The sequence below is a fragment of the Methylococcus sp. EFPC2 genome (assembly GCF_016925495.1).
Taxonomy (GTDB): domain Bacteria; phylum Pseudomonadota; class Gammaproteobacteria; order Methylococcales; family Methylococcaceae; genus EFPC2.
Genome location: NZ_CP070491.1, coordinates 846,540 through 864,726, shown reverse-complemented (window position 1 = coordinate 864,726; position 18,187 = coordinate 846,540). Strand labels below are relative to the sequence as shown.

The window sequence follows — 18,187 nt, the reverse complement described above, 5'->3', positions numbered from 1 at the left end:
GGAATCATCGAAGAAGCGGCCCTGCCCGATTGAGCCGGATGGGCAGGGCCGCGCTTTTGGGCGGGCCGCGGAACGGTGGTTTACGGACTTAGACGCCGCCTCGCCTACGCGGCCGTGCCCTCAAGGCCTGAGGATATCGTTACGAAGTCGAGCGGAGCTCAGGGCAGCAAAGATTTCGCCCCGTCGACTATGCCTTTTTTTGCCTTGCCCTTGGCGGACTTCGCCGCCTTGCCAGCCTCCTTCGGCGCTTTGCGGACTTTTTCGGCACTTTCCTCCGCCGCTTTCACAGTCTCTTTGGTCCCTTCCGGGACGACATCCTTGACGGCTTTTTCCGCCGTGCCGCGCGCCTCTTCCTTGATTGCGGCGGGAGCATTCTGCACCGCGTCCTTGGTTGCCTTGGCCTTGCGCGCCGTTTCGTCGACCGCCTTCACGCCTTGTTTCACCTCATCGGGCGTGGCGGACTTGACGGCATCTTCGGCCGCCTTCTTGCCTATCCCCTCGAGTTGATTGCCCAACGAGGGTGGATCAGCGGCGAGCACCCCGCCTGACAAGGAAGACAATACCAATACGGATAAAACCCAAAACCGTGTTTTCATTTTCGTGTCTCCTGCTATGACTGCTAGTTCGGGAAAATACTCGCCCAGCTGTTTGGCGGCCTTGTTCTGTCCGATGGGCTCAGGCGCATGATACGGCCAGGTCGGCTGCTTTACCACGCAATGGAGCAACTGTTGCTCAGGCAATACCCCGGCAGCAGCCGGTTCTGCCTCAGCAACAAGATTTCCCCATGGCGTAATTTCATAAGCGGGAAATTCAATGCCTTATGCGGTGGCAGGCAATGTGCTGTCAGGCTCCCGGTGCGTACTCCCCGCTTTGGCACGCCCGCCAAAACTCACCATGCCGTTTCGTCCAGCTCCCTCACATCCGCAACGGCATTGCAGCCTCCATGACCCGTAATTCCTAGAGAAATGACATGAGCGAACTCAAGATCACCCGGCGCGGCTTTTTGGGCTGGACGGTGGCAGGTACGGCGGCGGGACTGAGCGGCTTATCCGGTTGTGGGACCGTACGGAACGCCGACCGGGAGGCCGCAGGAGCAGGAGCGACAAGACGTTCCGCGCGGCCTCCCAACATCGTGTTTATCCTCGCCGACGATCTGGGCTGGGGTGATTTGAGCATCTACGGACGCACCGACTACGCCACTCCCAACATCGACAAGCTCGCCACGCAAGGTGTGCGGCTGACCCAGGCCTATTCGAATTCGTCGGTCTGCACCCCGACCCGCATCGCCTACCTGACCGGCCGTTATCAGCAGCGCTTGCCGATCGGGTTGCAGGAGCCGCTGGGCAACCGCAAGCAGTTGCGGGAACGGGGCCAGTTGGACCGGTTGGGGCTGCCACCCGACCATCCCACGATTGCCTCCTTGCTAAAGGCCGGGGGCTATGAGACCGCGCTGGTCGGCAAGTGGCACTCGGGTTATCTACCGACCTTCAGCCCACTGAAGAGCGGCTTCGATCACTTTTTCGGCATCTTCAGCGGTGCCGTCGACTACTTCACCCACAAGGATGGCAGCGGCGAGGCCGATCTGTGGGAGGACGAGACGCCGGTGGAGCGGACCGGATACATCACCGATCTCATCACCCGGCGGGCCATCGAATTTCTTGGCAAAGCATCGCGTTCGAAAGACCCGTTTTATCTCAGCCTGCACTACACGGCGCCGCACTGGCCCTGGGAAGGGCCCGGGGACGATGCGGTCAGCCGCAGACTGAAAAGCCTGTTCCACTATGACGGCGGATCCATCGAAACCTATGGAGAAATGGTCCGCTCACTCGATACCGGTGTGGGCGAAGTGCTCGCAACCTTGGATAGTCTCGGACTGGCCGATGATACCCTTGTGGTGTTCACCAGCGACAACGGCGGCGAACGGTTTTCGCAAATCTGGCCCTTCGTGGGCAGCAAGGGCGGCGTATACGAGGGCAGCAACCGGGTACCGGCCATCGTGCGTTTTCCCGGGCGGTTGCCGGCTGACCGGATCAGCCATCAAGTCGCCGCCACCTTCGACTGGACGGCGAGTCTGCTGGCCGTCGCCGGCGTGTCCCCTCATCACGACTATCCGCTGGACGGCATCGATCTGTTACCTTATCTCGCTCAAGCCGGCTCGGCCGCAAAACCCCTAGAGCGCGCCCTGTTCTGGCGCATCCACGGCCAACACGCGGCGCGCATAGGCGACCTGAAATACATCAAGCTGGCCCGACCCGAGCAGGCACAAATACCGGGCGGACTTGCCGCGCGCGGAACGGAATTTCTGTTCGATCTGTCCAGGGACGTACGAGAACAGGCCAACCTGAAGGACCAACGCCCCGGCGATCTGCAACGCCTCAGCGCCGCTTGGGAGGCCTGGAATGCCGAAGTCCTTCCGGAACCCGCGGCGGCCAAGCCGTAATGCCCTGAAAGCACGGCGCTTCCACGAACGCTCTAAAATCTTAAACGCAGCCTATCCGACCCCTATGAAACTCATCAAATCCATCATCGCAGCGCCCCTGTTGATCGTCGCGTCCGGAATCTGCCTCCAGGCACGGGCCGAACCGGCACATCAACACGATGCACATACCGAAGCAGAGACAGCGCACCACCATGACACGCCCGCCGAAGCGGCGCCGGCACATCATACTCATACCGAAACGGTGGCGGAACATCACCACGATGCGCAGACCGAAGCCGCGCCCCATCATCATCACGCCTCGGGACATCACTGGTCGGCCCCGAAGGCTGCGCAGAAACGGCGCAATCCGGTCGCAGCGGACGAAGTATCCATCAAGCAGGGCGAAACGCTGTTTCAAACCCATTGCTCCAGCTGCCATGGCGTAGGGGGAGAAGGCAACGGCCCGGCCGCCGCCGGGCTCGAAACCCCGCCGACCGACCTGAAGGCTATGGCCTCCCATCACTCCGACGGCGACCTGGCCTGGAAGATCGGCGAAGGCCGCGGCCTCATGCCCGGTTGGAAGGCACAGCTCCAAGCACCGGAAATCTGGAGCCTGGTCAACTACATCAAGCAGTTGCCCAGGCGTTGACGAGGGCGCCGGTTTCGGCCGGAACCGTTCCCACGGTTCGGCCAAGCCGGATCCGGCGAACTCAGGCGGCGGTCGGCACCAGGGAATAGCCACGCACCATCAGCGCGAAATTTTGCAGGCATAGGATGCCGCTCTTTTCCGCCTCCTCGCACCATAGGCGCAGGGCTTCCAGGCGCGTTTCCTGACTCAGCGAGGCCTGGCCCCATACGTCCTTCAACTGTTGTTTGAAGCGATAAACCGTCGCCAAGGCCTGGCTCGCTTCCAGCGCGGATTTGAGATCGCTGCCGAGGTGGTCGCCGCGCGCCAGGTATTCCCGGATCATCAAAGGACGTGCCTTCTTGAACAGCCTGCGGGTTTCGGCACTGGCGGTCCGGGCTTCGCCGCGCAGCACGGGCAGGATCACCTCCCGGCTATAGAGCGTGATGATGTGTACGCGATTTTGCAGTATCGCCATCACCGTTTCATAGTCGGGCACGGCCTTGTTCCACTCGATCCTGAATTTGGGCGCGCAGCGCTTGACGCGGGCGAGGCGGACCAACTCCAGGCTGCGGATGTAGAACCAGCCGATATCGAACTCCCACCAGTGATAGGAAAGCTTGGCGGAAGCCGGATAAGCGTGGTGGTTGTTGTGCAGTTCCTCGCCCCCGATGAGTATGCCCAAGGGCGAGATGTTGGTAGCCGCATCCCGGGTTTCGAAATTGCGGTAACCGGAATAGTGGCCCAAGCCATTGATCACGCCGGCGGCCCAGAAAGGTATCCAGATCATCTGAACGGCCCAGATCGTCAAGCCGAGCACGCCGAACAAGGCCAGATCGGCCGCCAGCATGAGGACTAGTCCGAGATACTGGAAGCGCGAGTAAATCCGGCGTTCCACCCAGTCGGCCGGAGTGCCCACGCCGAACTGCTCCAGCGTCTCCGCATCGCTGGCCTCTCGCCGATAAAGCTCCGCGCCTTCCAGCATGACCTTGCGGATGCCGTAGACCTGCGGGCTGTGAGGGTCGTCCGGCGTCTCGCATTTGGCGTGATGCTTGCGGTGTATCGCCACCCATTCCCTTGTGTTCATGCCGGTGGTGAGCCACAGCCAGAAGCGGAAGAAATGGCTTACGACGGGGTGCAGGTCCAGCGCCCTATGCGCTTGATGCCTGTGTAAAAAGATGGTCACGCTCGCGATGGTGATATGGGTCATCACCAGACCCGCGACGACGAGTTCCCAGACGGATAAATTCAGTAAACCATTTTGCATGGGTTAGCCTGCCGGATTGGATTTCAAGAGAGCTTAAGAAACACGACTGCGCAGGATGCGGCGTAGTCGTGCGGGGAGCGTAAAAAACGTGCTTGTACGGAGGCGAAAGCTGCCGGAGTTTCGGTATGCGCGGATTGTTATTGTCGGCGATAGGACATGATCCCCCACCTATGGTTCCATGCTACGCCAACCTGACTCGAAAAGCTTATGTCGACGTCAATATTTGTTTCCATGACCGCGGTTGGCTCCCTCCCCCATACGAAGCCGCCAGTTGCGCGAGGCACAGCATCATGAGTGAGAAATCAGTGCCTCCCGACAACCGACGCTTCAAGTCCATCCCAGTGAGGCCAGCGCGCATCGGTTACGTGCCGCCTGTTTTGCTTCATCGCACTGTGCATTGGCGCAGGCGTTTTCCAGCGCGGCGCTGCATTTGAGATGGGCGGGGCGGGGCCGTTTCCGCACGAATGCGGAACGGGCCAGATGGTAGCTCCGGTCCTCCCCCCAGAAGTTATGCTTCATTTCTTCCAGTTCTTCGCGCCGGTACTGCGCCAACGCCTTGACCCGCTCCTCGGCCTCCCGTTCGGCTTGCTTGCGGGCAAGCTGCGCGGCCAGCTCCTCGCCCCGCGCGAGACTTTCCGCAACCCGGATGATCTGGTCTCTGAACCGCTCGAAACTACCGTGCCCCAGATCGTCCTGAATCACGATGTCGTCGATCAAGCCCATCGTCTTGGCATCGTAGACACTGACCGGCAAGCATTGCTCGGTCAACTGCAACGCGCGTTCGGCCCCTACCCGTTTCGGCAGGCTGTAGGTCCAATATTCCGATCCGTACAAGCCTCCCATGCCCTTGTAATGCGGATTCAGCACGATGCCTTCCCGTGCCAGCACGCGGTCAGCGGCCAGCGCCAGCATGACTCCTCCGGCGCCCGCGCTGCCGTACATCGCAGCGACCGTTAGGTGATCGGTGGCCGCCAGCAAGCTGAGCACCAGGTCGTCCATGGCATTGATGTTTTCCCAGGACTCCTGGGCCGGGTCGTCCGCCGCCTCGATGAGATTAAGGTGTATGCCGTTGGACCAGAAATCCTGCCCGCCGAACAGCACGATCACCTTGGTGGGACGCTTGCTGGCGTACTGGACCGCCTGTTCCAATCGACGGCAATGATCGGTTCCCATCGCGCCGTTGTAAAAACGGAAATTGACGTAGCCGACGTCGTTGTGCTCCTCGTACCAGACATCGCGATAAGTCGCGCCGCGCGGCTCGGCGTGGATGGATAAGGGAACCTCGGGGACGCCTCGCAGTTGCTCGGCCACGACCATGGCGGACGGAAGCTTGAAATATTCGCTCGCCTGAGATCCCTTCATTTTAAGGTGGGAGATCCAGACCGCGCCGTCGACCGCCGCCCGGCAGATGGCGCCATGCCGCGTGGCGATGATTTCACCGGGCTTGCCGACCAGCGTACCTTCCTCATGGGCGCCGTAGAGATAGACCGGCATGCCGCCGATGTCGTCGAGTACGCCGGGAGCGCCATCGCCGGAACGGATTTTTCTGAGGATGGTCGCCACCCCATCGCATTTCCAGTCGACCTCCCTCTCCTCGGGTTTGACGAAGGGACGATAGCGCCCGCGCACGGCCGGTCGCGAATAGTCGAGCGGCGCCGGCACGAAGAGGCCGCTCTCGAAGCGCCGCACGGCGACCAGCATGGCCTTGACCGCCGCGCGGGTGAGTTCGTCACGATAGATGCTGCTCTTGCTCGCCGCCCGCATCTTGAACTCGTAGGTCGCCCAAATGGGACCGGAGTCCACGTGTTCCGCCGCCTCCACCGCGGTCACCCCCCATTCCGGTTCTTCATTCAGTATCGCCCAGTCGAGGGAATTGCCGCCGCGATCACCGACGATGCCCGGATGGAGGATGATGAAGGTATACCGTTCCCAGAGATCGCGGGGAATCACATGCGCCAGCATCGGACACAGCACCAACTCGGGCTGGAATTGATGCACGGCCTCGCGCATGGCATCCGCGGTGGTGCCGACCGCCACGCCGACCCAATGGCCCAAAGCCTTGAGTTCGACATGGGCGTGCTGAGTCAGGCTGTTATAAGCGCTGGAAAGTAACAGGATGCGCATGGCGGACCTCCATTGCTTGTTGTTTTTCTCGGGGTGCCTTACGGGATCAGGAATGAATGATACGCGCGCGCGGCGGCGGCAACCAAGTCGTCGCCTGGGCATGGTCCAGCGCATGCGTCGGAAGAGCCCGGTTCGAGGTAATACTCACGTGCGCAAGATCCTGCCCTATCGGTTGCAAGATCGCCGTGCGAATGGCGGTACACGCGATCAGGGAGGCGTTCATCTGGTGAGACTCCGCGAAGTCGACGGCTTATGTCTGAGTGGAACAGACGACACGCTCAAAATCGATCCAGAGTAGCCGCTACGGCAGCGACATGAGGTTCGGTCATCAACGGCGGCGTGGATAGTTCATGCCGGCCGCAGCGCTGCGGGGTTGCCCTGCTCCGGGCAAGGCCGATCCGGCTAGCCGATCTGCAACACCTTGGCGCCGCGTATGCGGCGGGATTTCAATTCGTATAACGCCCGGTTGGCGTCTTCCAGCGGATAGATCTCGACTTCGGGTCGCAAAGCCATTTCGGCGGCGTATGCCAGGAACTCGCTCACGTCCCGCCGCGCGACGTTGGCGACAGACTTGATCTCCTTTTCCATCCACAGGTGCTCGGAATAATCGATATCCAGCAAGGCGGTTTTGTCGCCTTCCTGTTTGCGGATCGCATTGATCACCAGGCGCCCGCCGGGGGCTAGGTTTTTCAAGGCGCAAACCACGGTTTTCCACACCGGCGTGGTGTCTATGATGGCGGCGCAGGGCTCGGGCGGCTCGTCTTCGCTGTCGCCGGCCCAGCTGGCGCCCAGTTCCAGGGCGAACGCCCGTTCCTCCGGGCTGCGGGCGAACACCAAGACCCGGGAATCGGGATAACGATGGCGCGCCATCATCAGAACCAGATGGGCGGATGCGCCGAAACCGGTGAGGCCCAGTGTCCGCCCGTTTTCCAGGCCGGTCAGCCGCAGGGAACGGTAGCCGACGGCGCCCGCGCACAGCAGGGGCGCGGCGTCCTGGTCGGACAGCGTTGGCGGGACGGCGTAGACGAAATCGGCCGGAGCGGTCATGTATTCGGCGTAGCCGCCGTGCCTGTCGCGCCCGGTGGCCAGAAATCGCGGACACAAATTCTCGTTGCCGGATTGGCAATAAGCGCAAACGCCGCAGGCCGAATGGATCCAGGCCACACCGACCCGGTTCCCGACCCTGCGGCTATCGACGCCGGAGCCGACGGCGACGATGCGTCCTACCGCCTGGTGGCCCAAGATCACCGGAAGTTGGGGCGGCGGCGTGCGACCCTCGATTTCGTCCAGTTCGGTGTGGCAGACGCCGCAGACCGTCACCTTGATCAGCACCTCGCCCGCCTCGGGTTCGGGTTTAGGCCAATCCGCCAGCGTCAAGGGACACGGACTTTCATCCGGACCGGCGAGACGGCTCAGTATCATGGCCTTCATGGCGCTCCACCTTCGGATCCGGCCGGCATGGTCCGCGGCCGGGAACCAGCCATTACTGGCTGGGCTCAGCCAAATAGTTCGGGAGCCCGTAAGCCACAGGCCAGACCAGGGTCTCGATGGCGGCGGAAAAAGGAAGCTGCGCCCCGGCGACCACGCGCTCGATCCCGCTACGCTCCGGGTTCATCTGGAAATCTTGTTGCAGGGCGGTCCTGTCGTTCGTCAACACCGCGTATTGCACGAGAGTATCGTGGAAGGCCACGGGAGGCTCGTCACGGGCGACCTGCCGAGGTGCACCGCAGGCGGACAAGCCGCCTACGGCGGCGATGAGGATGAACGTGGCGTAGGGTCTGAGCATGGGATGCACCGGTGGATGGAGATGGGCGATGGCCCATTCTCCCGCGATCGGGGCGCGCCGGCAAAGTCCCGCGAATTCTCGGGCTCCCCTGCCTTGACAGGGAACCGACGGCAGGCGCACTTTGTGCTTGTCCGTTTCGTCCGCCCAGCGTCAGGCGATCGGCGCGCGGGTGTCATTCGATCAATAACGAGTTGGTGAGGAGGTTACATGTTCAAGCGTTCGTGTCTTGCATTCTTTTTACCCTTGCTTTTGACGGCCGGTGGGGCGTCGGCCAGCGAAATCTATCAAGCGACTCTGAGCGGCGCCGCCGAAGCGTCGCCCAACGCCTCGCCCGGCACCGGAACGGCCTTGGTAAGCTTTGACGAAGTGGCCCACACGCTAACGGTCGACGTGAGTTTCGCGGGTCTGCTCGCCGGCAACACCGCCGCGCATATCCATTGCTGCACCGCCGTACCAGGGACGGGAACGGCCGGAGTCGCGACGACCACGCCGACCTTCACGGGATTTCCTACAGGAACTACGAGTGGCTCCTATACCCACACGTTCGACCTGACTCAGGATACGAGTTGGAATTCGTCATTCATCACCTCACACGGCGGCACTGTCGGCGGCGCCGAAGCCGCGCTGGGTGCCGGACTGGCCGCCGGCCAAGCATACTTCAACATCCACAGCAGCCTGTTTCCCGGGGGAGAAATCCGCGGTTTCCTCACGGCGGTACCCTTGCCGGGTAGCTTGTCCATGTTGGGTCTGGGCGTGAGCGCCTTGTTGGTCCTCGCCAAACGGCGCACTGGAGTTCTCCCGAACTAAGGAGATACGCTGCAAGCGCTCTTTTCTTCCCATCCAGACCCCTGGCCGGCGTCTGCACGCGCAGGCCAGGGATCCGGGTTGACTGCCGACTCGTGATATCGGGGATCCCGCATTAGTCGCCTCATGGCCGCTGCATCGCCCCGTACCCCGCCGATCCCGCCACCCGCATCCTTCCTCGACCCGTATTATGAGTTCATCCTCCAGCGCCTGGGGCGTCTTGCGCCAGCGCAATTTCACGCTTTATCTCGTTTCCCGCTGGCTGTCCGCCCTCGCCGTGCAAATGCAGGGCGTCGCGGTGGGTTGGCAGGTTTACGCCCTCACCGGCAATGCTCTGGACTTGGGGCTGATCGGCCTGGCGCAGTTCGCCCCCTTCGTGCTGCTGGTGCTGATTGCCGGACAGGTGGCCGATCGCGCCGATCGGCGGCGGATACTTTTTTTGTGTTACGCGGCGCAATGCGTGTGCGCACTGCTCCTGCTGCATTTCACCCTGAACGGGCTGACCGAGGCCTGGCCGGTGTTCGCGGTGATGTCCATCTACGGCTCGGCGCGCGCCTTCATGATGCCGACCAACCAGGCCATCCTGCCCAATCTGGTCGACTCCGCGGATTTTCCCCGCGCCATGGCCATCGCATCCACCGGTTTTCAGGTCGCCGTCATCACCGGACCCGCCCTGGGTGGACTGCTTTACCTCGCCGGTCCGCACATCGTTTATTTCGTCGTCTCGCTGGCGTTGACGCTCTCCATGGTGATGATAGGCCTGGCGCGTACCTCGCAGAGGGTAGCCGGCAAGGAACCGGCGAGCCTGCGCACCCTGTTGGAAGGGCTGCGTTTCGTCCGCTCCAGACCGGTAGTGCTGGGCGCCATCTCGCTGGATCTGTTCGCGGTATTGTTCGGCGGCGCCACGGCCCTGCTCCCGGCCTACGCCAGCGACATCCTGCACGTGGGACCGGACGGCCTCGGCCTCCTGCGCACCGCTCCCGGCGTGGGAGCGGCGATGACCGCGCTGCTGCTGACCTTTTTCCCCATCACCCGGCGCGTGGGCCATCGGATGTTTGCCGGGGTTGTCCTGTTCGGCACGGCAACCATCGTTTTCGGCATGTCCGAGCTGTTTTATCTTTCATTGGCCGCCTTGTTCCTGCTGGGTGCAGGCGACATGGTCAGCGTCTACATACGCCAGATGCTGGTGCAATCGGAAACCCCGGACGCCATCCGCGGCCGGGTCAGCGCGGTGAATTCGGTGTTCATCGGCGCATCCAACGAACTCGGCGAATTCGAATCCGGCATGGCGGTGGTGCTGTTCGGCCTCAAGCCCGCCGTCGTGCTGGGCGGCGTGGCCACCCTGCTGGTCGCCCTGCTGTGGATGCGCGGGTTTCCGGAATTGCGCACCATGGACCGCTTCCCCGAACTGGAGCGCCGCCCGTCCTAGCGCATGCGGCCGGATTTCACCTTGGATTAGAATGGCTCTTGGACACCGAACCGCCATGGGCCGCGGCTTGCCTTAGCCCGGCCCGGGCCTGTGCGGCATCCGAATGCCCGCCGCGCGCGTATAACGAACTGAATGGGCACTTATCCGATGGTGGAAAACGAAGAGGAAGAAGTGAGCGATTCCGGCGAGCGGGGGGACAGCCCGTTTCCGGAATGCGAGCTCGTTCCCGACACCTCCACCGCGTCGCGCTCATCCCCGCCGGCAGCCGTTTCCGCAGCAGTCGACGAAGGCGAATTGCGCCGGCTGTTAGCCTGCGTGGTCGACCAGGATCAGCAGGCCCTAGCGTCGATTTACGACCGTCTGGCTAGCAGGGTCTACCACCTGGCCTTACGCATCGCGGGACGCGCCGCGCTGGCCGAGGAAGTGGTGGAAGACACCTTCTGGCAAGTCTGGCGCCAGGCTCCCCGCTTCGATGCCGAACGGGGCTCGGCGATTGCGTGGATCATGACCATCGCCCGCAGCCGCGCCCTGGACGCCAGGCGGGCCGAGAAATCGGTCCAGGCCGAGACCGGCAGCGAGGACCTGGATCGGGTTCCGGCGAACCTCCCCGACCCCGCGGATTGGATCGGGGCGCTGCAGGATGGCCAGCGCCTGCGACAGGCCTTGTCCGACCTGGATGCGCTGCCGCTGCAACTGGTCGCGCTGGCTTTCTTTCGCGGATTGAGCCATGACGAGATCGCGGTTCAGACGAGTCTGCCGCTGGGCACCGTGAAATCGCAAATCCGCAGGGCCTTGCTGAAACTGAAGCAAGTCTTGAGCGCGGACGACACGAGTCCTTAAACGAATGAGCAATAAATCCGACATCGAAAAGCCCGGCGACGACGCCGAACAAGTGGACCTGGACTGCCTGCTGTGGGAAAACCTCGCGGAAATCCCGCCGCCGCAACGCGGCGTAGCCATCAGGCAGCGGCTCATGAGCAAGATCGCGCGGAGCGCCGCCGATAACGCGAATTTTTTGACGGTGCGCGGCAACCGTGGCGCCTGGTCACGCCTGCGCCCCGGCGTCCGCTACAAACCCTTGTGGAACGGTTCCGAGGGCAATTCGATGCTGCTGGAACTCGCGCCCGGCGCGGGCCTGCCCATCCATCGCCATCGCTGGATCGAAGAAGGCATCGTACTGGACGGCGGTTTGCAGATGGGCGACCTGGATCTCGGCCCCGGCGACTATCATCTTTCCCCGGCCGGCAGCCGCCACGGCCGCATCGCCTCCCGTCAGGGCGCCCTCGCCTTCCTGCGCGGTACGTCGCTCGGCGACACCGGCGGAGCGCTGAAAGAATTGCTCGGCGGCCTGCTGCCCCATGCCGGGGGGGCTCCGCTCACCGTCTATGGCCGCGACGAGAGCGGTTGGGAGGAACTCGCGCCAGGCGTCAGGACCAAGCCGCTATGGTCGGACGGCACGCGGCGCTCGTACTTCTGCTGCCTGGACCCCGGCGCCGAACTGGAAGGCCATGCCCACGCCATCGACGAGGAATGCATGATGCTGAGCGGCGATATCTTCTTAGGCGATTTGCTGCTGCGGGCCGGGGACTACCATCTGGCTCCGGCCGGCACCCGCCACGGCCCCATTTCAAGCGACACCGGCGCCCTGCTTTTCGTGCGCGGACAGGTAACGCCCTAGTCCGACGCGATCCTTCCGGCAAGGGCCAGAATTACGCGGCCTGCATCCGGTTTCCGAATTCCTCCGTAAGGCTTAGTGCAAACACACCCGCCTACGGAGGACATCATGCAACACGCTCATTTCAAGACCGCGGCCCTCGTCCCGGCTCTGCTGCTGGCCCTGTGCGGAGGCATCGCCCACGGCGCCAACCACCGCGAAGCCCCGCTGACCGCCTTGGACCCCAAGGCCGACATCACCGACTTCTTCGCCTTCGTCAGCTACGACGATCCCGGCAAAGTCACTTTGATCCTCGACGTGGACCCCTTGCTGGAGCCCGCCAACGGTCCGAACTACTTTCCTTTCGATCCCGAAATCCTCTACGCCATCCGCGTCGACAACAACAACGACGCGGTGGAAGACGTGGTCTTCGAATTCCGCTTCAGGACGGAGATCGGCCTGCCCGGCGTGTTCACGGCCTACGTGGGTGCGGGGACCGGATTTTTTGCGCCGGCCGGGTCCCCTGCGCCGGTCGCGCCGGGCACCCTGATCGTTCCGCCTGCCATCAACAGCCTCACCGATGCCGGCCTGAGCGTGCGCCAGCGCTACAGCGTGACCATGGTCAAGGGAGGCGTCCGCACCGTGTTGGGACACGATTTGATCGCGGTTCCCAGCAACGTGGGGCCGCGTACCATGCCCACCTACGACCAGCCTCTGGGCCTTTACGAGCAAGGTATCAGGCCCCTGGCCGGCGGCGTTTCGGTGTTCGCCGGCACCGTGGACGATCCCTTCTGGATCGATTTGGGGGCGGCCTTCGATTCCCTGAATTTCCGGGTATTGGGTTCAGGCGTGCCGGGCGTGCTGACACCGGCCGAAATCGCCGCCGAGCAGAATTTCGCCGCCGACGACGTGGCCGGCTACAACGTCAACGCCATCGCCATCGAGGTACCCATCGCACTCCTGACCCGCGACGGCAACCGGCATGCCGCCGGGGACCCGGCCGCCACCCTGGGCTTCTGGGGAACCACGTCCAGGCCCAAGGTGAAGACCTATTCCGGCAATCCCGGCGCGCCGGCGCTGGTTTCCTCTACCTGGACGCAGATCCAGCGCATGGGTCAACCGCTCTTCAACGAGCTCATTATCGGCACCGGCTCCAAGGACAAGTTCAGCATGAGCCAGCCCAAAAACGACGCCCAGTTCGCCTCGTTCGCGCTCGATCCGCTCCTGGCCCGCGTGATCAATGCGGTCTACGCCGTCCTCGCGCCGCCCGGCGTGTCCATACCAACTCCGCCGCGCACCGACCTGTTGCCCCTGGTTACCTACGCACCGCCCATCGCCGCGCCCGGCACGCCGGCAGGACCGGTGGCCGACCTGCTGCGCCTCAATACGGGCGTACCGCCCACCTCGCCGACCAGTCCGACATATAGCCGGCTCGGCCTGTTGGGCAGCGATCCGGCCGGCTATCCGAATGGGCGGCGCCTGGGAGACGACGTCACCGACATCGCCGCCCAGGCCGTGGTAGGCGTGTTCAATCCGGCTTTCAACGTGTTTCCCAATAACGCCATCGGCGACGGCGTGAACGACAACGACAAGCCTTACCGGGCGACCTTCCCCTACCTCGCCCCGGCCCACTCGGGCCGCGACAGCCGCCACATCGATCCGGGCGAGGCCGGCTGCACCGCGGGCGCGGGGCCGGCCTGCGCGTTCTGAGACCGGGCATGCCGCGGAGCGGGTGCGACTGCCTCCCGCTCCGCACTTGCCGGATGTGACGTAAAACCGATCGGGAGAAAATCATGAAACACATGCATCGCGGCCTGGCCGCATTTCTCTTGTGGGCGGCATCGAACGCCGGGGCCGTTCCGGTCGCCTACATCGACACCCAATACGACCTGCTCGGCTCGGCCGAAGTGGGAGACGCGCTCGGCGGTGCCATCGACAGCCGGTCGTACGCCGAGGCCGTCCCGCCAGGTACCGTGCCGGTATTCAGAGAAGCGGCGGCGAGCGGCGCGGACAGCAGCGCATACGCATTTGGCTCCGCCGAGGACGGCTTTGTTTCGATCGGCACGGAAAGCCTGGCTTTCGGAGACGAATCCGCCCGGGCCTCGTCCGTCGTGTCGTTCTCCGGCGATTTCGCCAATCCCGGCGGCCCCTTGCGCTTAGTCCTCGACCTGGATCTGAGCCAGGTCATCGCGGGGCTGGCCAGCATAGAACTGAGCTTCGCCGTCGGCGGCCTGGCGCCGGAAAGCCTGTTGTTCGATACCGGAGGCGGCGATGTGCTCAAGCTGCTGCGGACCTTCGCGCTCCCGGACGGGGTCGCGACGGGGACGCTGGATTTCCAACTCATCGCCGAATCCACCGGCGGCTCGTCCAATCTCGCCAATCTCGCTTTCCGCATCGAGACGGTGCCGGAGCCCGGAACCTGGTTGCTGCTGCCGGCAGGACTGTTGCTGATCGCGCTCCGTCGCCGGGACACCGGGGCATGAAGCGCTGGATCGCGATTTTGGGGCTGTGGCTGAGCACGGCGGCCTATCCCCAGGCCTATCGGCCCGCCGCCGACGACGAGGTGCTGGAGAAACTGCCTCTGCCCCGCCCGGAGCGCCGGGAACTGCGGGAGTTGCGGGCCGCACTCGGAGAGCGGCCGCAGCGCCGCGACCTGGCCCTCGCATTGGCCAGGCGCTACATCGAGGTCGGCCGGGCCGATTCCGACCCGCGTTTCTACGGCCACGCCGAAGCGGTGCTTACACCCTGGCTAGCCGGCACCGACCCGGAAGCCTTGCTACTGCGGGCCACGGTCCTACAGAACCGCCACGCATTCCAGGCGGCCTTGGCCGATCTCGATGCCGCGCTCCGCCTCAATTCTCGCCTACCGCAAGCCTGGCTAAGCCGGGCCGCCATCCTCGAAGTGCAGGGCGATTATCCCGGCGCGCTCCGGGCCTGTCTGACCCTGGGGCGCTTGACCGCCTCACCGGCGGCGGCGGTCTGCCGCGAGTCCGCCCTCAGTCTGTCGGGGAAGGCCCGGGCCGCTTACAAACGGCTCGTCCCCATCGTTTCCGAAGCGCCGGCGGATACCGAGGAGGCCGTGTGGACCCGTGGTGTATTGGCCGAATTGGCCGAAAGGCTGGGCAAACCGGCCGAAGCCGAGTCCTGGTACCGGTCGGCGCTAGCCCTGGCGCAGCGCAACGTCTACCTGCTCTCGGCTTACGCCGACTTCCTGCTGGAGCAGGACCGACCGGACGATGTCATTGACCTGCTGCAAGACGAAACCCGCGCCGACCCCCTGCTGCTGCGCCTTTGTCTGGCCGAAATGCGGGCTGGCCACCCGCGCCGGAGCGAACACGCACTGGCCCTGAAGGCGCGGTATGCGGCCGCCCGGGCGCGAGGCGACAGCACCCACCAGGGCGACGAAGCCCGCTACGCCTTGCATATCGAGGGCGACGCGCTGGCCTCCTTGCTTCTGGCCGCAGCCAACTGGCAGGTACAGCGCGAACCCAGGGACGCCCGCATCCTCTTGGAAGCGGCTCGCGCGGCGGGCCGACCCGACGCGGCAAGTCCCGTCCGCGAATTTCTCTCCCGCACCCGGCTGGAAGACGTGCGCCTGCAAGCCTGGCTGGCCGCCCCTGCCAAGGCGGAACCATGAATGCCTTGTTCCTGCTGTTGGCCCTCGTCACCACCGACGCCTGGGCGCACAAGCCCAGCGACAGCTACCTGACGCTCGATCTTGGCGCGGATGGCCTGAACGGCCGTTGGGACATCGCCTTGCGCGACCTGGACTATGCCTTGGGCCTGGATGCCAACGACGACGGTGCCATCACCTGGGGCGAACTGCGCCGGCGCAAAGCCGAAGTCGCGACCTATGCGCTGGCCCGGCTCACGCTGAGTGCCGGCGGCTCGGCCTGCCCGACGGCGCTGGCCGACATGCTGGTGGACGAACACACGGACGGCAAATACGCCGTGCTCCAGTTCGCTGCCCGGTGCCCGGGTCCGGTGTCGAAACTGGCCGTGGACTACCGCTTGTTCCGGGATCTCGATCCGCAGCATCGAGGACTGTTGCGCCTCACCCACGGCGCGGAAACGAAGACCGCGGTCCTGGGTCCGGACGACGCGCGCCGGGTTTTCGAGCTTGCCGAAAACGGCGGCAGGCTGGATGAACTGGCCGATTTCATCCGGGAAGGCGTCTGGCATATCTGGACGGGCTACGACCACATCCTGTTCTTGCTAAGCCTGCTGCTGCCTGCCGTGCTGGTCCGGCAGGACAAGTCATGGCGGCCCGCCGCCAACTTCCGCCACGCACTGGGCGACGTCGTCGCGGTCGTCACCGCCTTCACCCTGGCACATTCGGCCACCCTCAGCCTGGCCGCCCTCGGCTACCTCGATCTGCCCTCGCGCTGGGTGGAATCTGCGATAGCCGCCTCCGTCGCCGCCGCGGCGCTGAACAATCTTTTCCCCTGGTTGCACGGTCGGCGCCCCTGGCTGGCCTTCGTCTTCGGCCTAGTGCACGGGCTCGGCTTCGCCGCCGTGCTGTCCGCTCTCGCCCTGCCCGAAACAGCTCGATTGCGGGGACTGCTCGGTTTCAACCTCGGCGTGGAAATGGGGCAACTGGCCATCGTCGGCATCGTCTTTCCGCTCGCCTGGCGACTCAGCCGGCTGCGGCTCTATCGCACGGCCGTCCTGCAATCCGGTTCCGTCGCCATCGCCCTGCTGGCGGGCGTCTGGCTGTTGGAACGCGGACTGGACGTCCGGCTCCTGGGCTCTGCGGGCTGAAAACCTTCACCGTTTAAAGCATCGAACAGGCACGCGGGGCGTCGCAGAGCGGTTAAAATGCACCGCTGATCACATACGCTTTCAGACACCCAAACGAAAAACCTGCCCCATGAGCTTACGTTATCTGGCCACTCAAGAATCTCCCCTGGATTTGCCCTTGCGCCGGCGCGGCGTCCTTTACGGATGGATACGAGAGGACGTGAGGCCGGCGATGCCCGACATCGAGGATATCAAGCAGGCTTGGCAGCGGCACGAACCGGTTTTTCTGCCTTCCCTGCTGGTCGATGTGATCCCGAGCTTCCGCGAGGATATCGAACAAGCCCACCGCTTGTTCGAACAAACGCGTGACGGCGCCGTAGTTTCCGAGCTATTGGAGTCCGAGCCCTACGCGGAGCGCTTGCAGGCCGATTTCGACCTGTCGGCCTCCAGCTTCGAGGAACACGACGACCAAGGCATCGAAAAAGTGTATTTCGATGCCTGGCAGGACGACGACATCGTGGCCGACAACCTCTGGTGCAAGGCCTCCTGGCTGTCCTTCGACGAGAGCGACGGCAGCCTGCGCTTCCGCTTCTCTTTCGGCATGGAAGGCTATGAAGACGTGGCCTCCGATCAGGACAGCCAGCTCTGGGCGGCGAAACTGACGGATGTGATATTTCCGGAATCTGCGGCGGTGACCGGCCATGCCGGTCTGAATGCCATCCTCGCCCAGCTGCTGGGCAATAGCGCCGTCAACTACATGGAGCGCATCGTCTATTTCAACGCGCCTAACGGTGGCGCGCAGATGCATCACGACGTGGAGCGCGGACACAATGGCGTGGTATTCGCCCAGATGAGCGGATCGACCTTCTGGTTCGCCCTATCAAAACCCAAACTGATGGACGAGATCGCCGACTTCCTGGCGGCTGCGCCGGATGGCGAATGGGCCGAACTGCGGCCCCTGGTGGCCGACCGGCAGGCCTTTTCGGCCTATCTGGAGGAAGCGGATCACGAAGCGGCTGAAGCGCTGATCGACCGCAGCCCGGACTTTTTCCGCCATCTGCTGGAACGCGGCCATGCCTTTGTCCTGCAGCCGGGTGACGTATTACTGATGCGCCAGCACGATTTGGAAACCTGCGTCTGGCATTCGGTGATTTGTCTGGGCGGGGAAGCCGGCGAGGGGCTCAGCTTCGCTTTGAAGGTCCCGCGCTGAGCACTGTTGCTTTTCAGTCATCGACTGCTGATTCGCCACCACGCCAGCATCAAATGACCGGGCTTCGGACCGAAAGCACAGGGTCCGGGCCCTAAGCGTCCACTCCACGCCTGCCATCCCCTGTCACGG

16 protein-coding genes are annotated in these 18,187 nt (G+C 63.9%); 11 read left to right on the top strand and 5 right to left on the bottom strand.

Annotation, left to right across the window (positions count from 1 at the left end; translation table 11 throughout):
• Positions 1 to 158: 158 nt before the first annotated feature.
• The gene (locus JWZ97_RS03700) at positions 159 to 596 is read right to left on the bottom strand and encodes a hypothetical protein (protein ID WP_205433477.1); all 438 of its coding nucleotides are present in this window, start codon (positions 594 to 596) and stop codon (positions 159 to 161) included.
• A gap of 374 nt (positions 597 to 970) precedes the next feature.
• Between JWZ97_RS03700 and JWZ97_RS03695 the strand changes: the two genes are divergently transcribed.
• Together JWZ97_RS03695 and JWZ97_RS03690 are read left to right on the top strand one after the other, a co-directional pair.
• On the top strand, positions 971 to 2,440 hold the full coding sequence (locus JWZ97_RS03695; protein ID WP_205433476.1) for a sulfatase: 1,470 nt from the start codon (positions 971 to 973) through the stop codon (positions 2,438 to 2,440).
• 64 nt (positions 2,441 to 2,504) lie between these two features.
• On the top strand, positions 2,505 to 3,068 hold the full coding sequence (locus JWZ97_RS03690; protein ID WP_205433472.1) for a cytochrome c: 564 nt from the start codon (positions 2,505 to 2,507) through the stop codon (positions 3,066 to 3,068).
• 61 nt (positions 3,069 to 3,129) lie between these two features.
• On the opposite strand, the gene JWZ97_RS03685 is transcribed toward JWZ97_RS03690, so the two are convergent.
• From JWZ97_RS03685 to JWZ97_RS03670, 4 genes are all read right to left on the bottom strand, one after another.
• The gene (locus JWZ97_RS03685; protein ID WP_205433471.1) at positions 3,130 to 4,311 is read right to left on the bottom strand and encodes a fatty acid desaturase; all 1,182 of its coding nucleotides are present in this window, start codon (positions 4,309 to 4,311) and stop codon (positions 3,130 to 3,132) included.
• Between the two features lie 327 nt (positions 4,312 to 4,638).
• Positions 4,639 to 6,435: an enoyl-CoA hydratase-related protein gene (locus tag JWZ97_RS03680; RefSeq protein WP_205433467.1), complete on the bottom strand. Its 1,797-nt coding sequence runs from the start codon at positions 6,433 to 6,435 to the stop codon at positions 4,639 to 4,641.
• Between the two features lie 402 nt (positions 6,436 to 6,837).
• A complete protein-coding gene (locus JWZ97_RS03675) occupies positions 6,838 to 7,866 on the bottom strand; it encodes a zinc-dependent alcohol dehydrogenase family protein (RefSeq protein WP_205433465.1) in 1,029 nt (342 codons plus the stop codon).
• A gap of 52 nt (positions 7,867 to 7,918) precedes the next feature.
• Positions 7,919 to 8,221 carry a hypothetical protein gene (locus JWZ97_RS03670; protein ID WP_205433463.1) on the bottom strand — a complete coding sequence of 101 codons (303 nt, stop codon included), beginning with the start codon at positions 8,219 to 8,221 and terminating at the stop codon, positions 7,919 to 7,921.
• A gap of 207 nt (positions 8,222 to 8,428) precedes the next feature.
• On the opposite strand from JWZ97_RS03670, the gene JWZ97_RS03665 reads away from it, so the two are divergent.
• From JWZ97_RS03665 to JWZ97_RS03625, 9 genes are all read left to right on the top strand, one after another.
• Positions 8,429 to 9,028 carry a CHRD domain-containing protein gene (locus JWZ97_RS03665; protein WP_205433461.1) on the top strand — a complete coding sequence of 200 codons (600 nt, stop codon included), beginning with the start codon at positions 8,429 to 8,431 and terminating at the stop codon, positions 9,026 to 9,028.
• 187 nt (positions 9,029 to 9,215) lie between these two features.
• Positions 9,216 to 10,454 (top strand): MFS transporter, encoded by a 1,239-nt coding sequence (locus tag JWZ97_RS03660; protein WP_205433459.1) that lies wholly within the window; start codon positions 9,216 to 9,218, stop codon positions 10,452 to 10,454.
• Positions 10,455 to 10,586: 132 nt separating this feature from the next.
• The gene (locus JWZ97_RS03655; RefSeq protein WP_240342461.1) at positions 10,587 to 11,294 is read left to right on the top strand and encodes a sigma-70 family RNA polymerase sigma factor; all 708 of its coding nucleotides are present in this window, start codon (positions 10,587 to 10,589) and stop codon (positions 11,292 to 11,294) included.
• A 4-nt stretch (positions 11,295 to 11,298) separates the two neighbouring features.
• A complete protein-coding gene (locus tag JWZ97_RS03650) occupies positions 11,299 to 12,132 on the top strand; it encodes a cupin domain-containing protein (protein WP_205433458.1) in 834 nt (277 codons plus the stop codon).
• Positions 12,133 to 12,237: 105 nt separating this feature from the next.
• A complete protein-coding gene (locus JWZ97_RS03645) occupies positions 12,238 to 13,818 on the top strand; it encodes a DUF4331 domain-containing protein (protein ID WP_205433457.1) in 1,581 nt (526 codons plus the stop codon).
• An 83-nt stretch (positions 13,819 to 13,901) separates the two neighbouring features.
• Entirely contained in the window at positions 13,902 to 14,591 is a 690-nt protein-coding gene (locus JWZ97_RS03640; RefSeq protein ID WP_205433456.1) for a PEP-CTERM sorting domain-containing protein, read from the top strand.
• Positions 14,588 to 15,745, top strand: coding sequence for a lipopolysaccharide assembly protein LapB (locus tag JWZ97_RS03635; protein WP_205433454.1), 1,158 nt, complete (start codon positions 14,588 to 14,590; stop codon positions 15,743 to 15,745). The genes JWZ97_RS03640 and JWZ97_RS03635 overlap by 4 nt, the downstream gene beginning before the upstream one ends.
• The gene (locus tag JWZ97_RS03630; protein WP_205433453.1) at positions 15,742 to 16,869 is read left to right on the top strand and encodes a HupE/UreJ family protein; all 1,128 of its coding nucleotides are present in this window, start codon (positions 15,742 to 15,744) and stop codon (positions 16,867 to 16,869) included. Before JWZ97_RS03635 ends, JWZ97_RS03630 begins: the two co-directional genes overlap by 4 nt.
• Positions 16,870 to 16,978: 109 nt before the next feature.
• The gene (locus JWZ97_RS03625) at positions 16,979 to 18,058 is read left to right on the top strand and encodes a hypothetical protein (RefSeq protein ID WP_205433452.1); all 1,080 of its coding nucleotides are present in this window, start codon (positions 16,979 to 16,981) and stop codon (positions 18,056 to 18,058) included.
• The last annotated feature ends 129 nt before the right edge of the window (positions 18,059 to 18,187 follow it).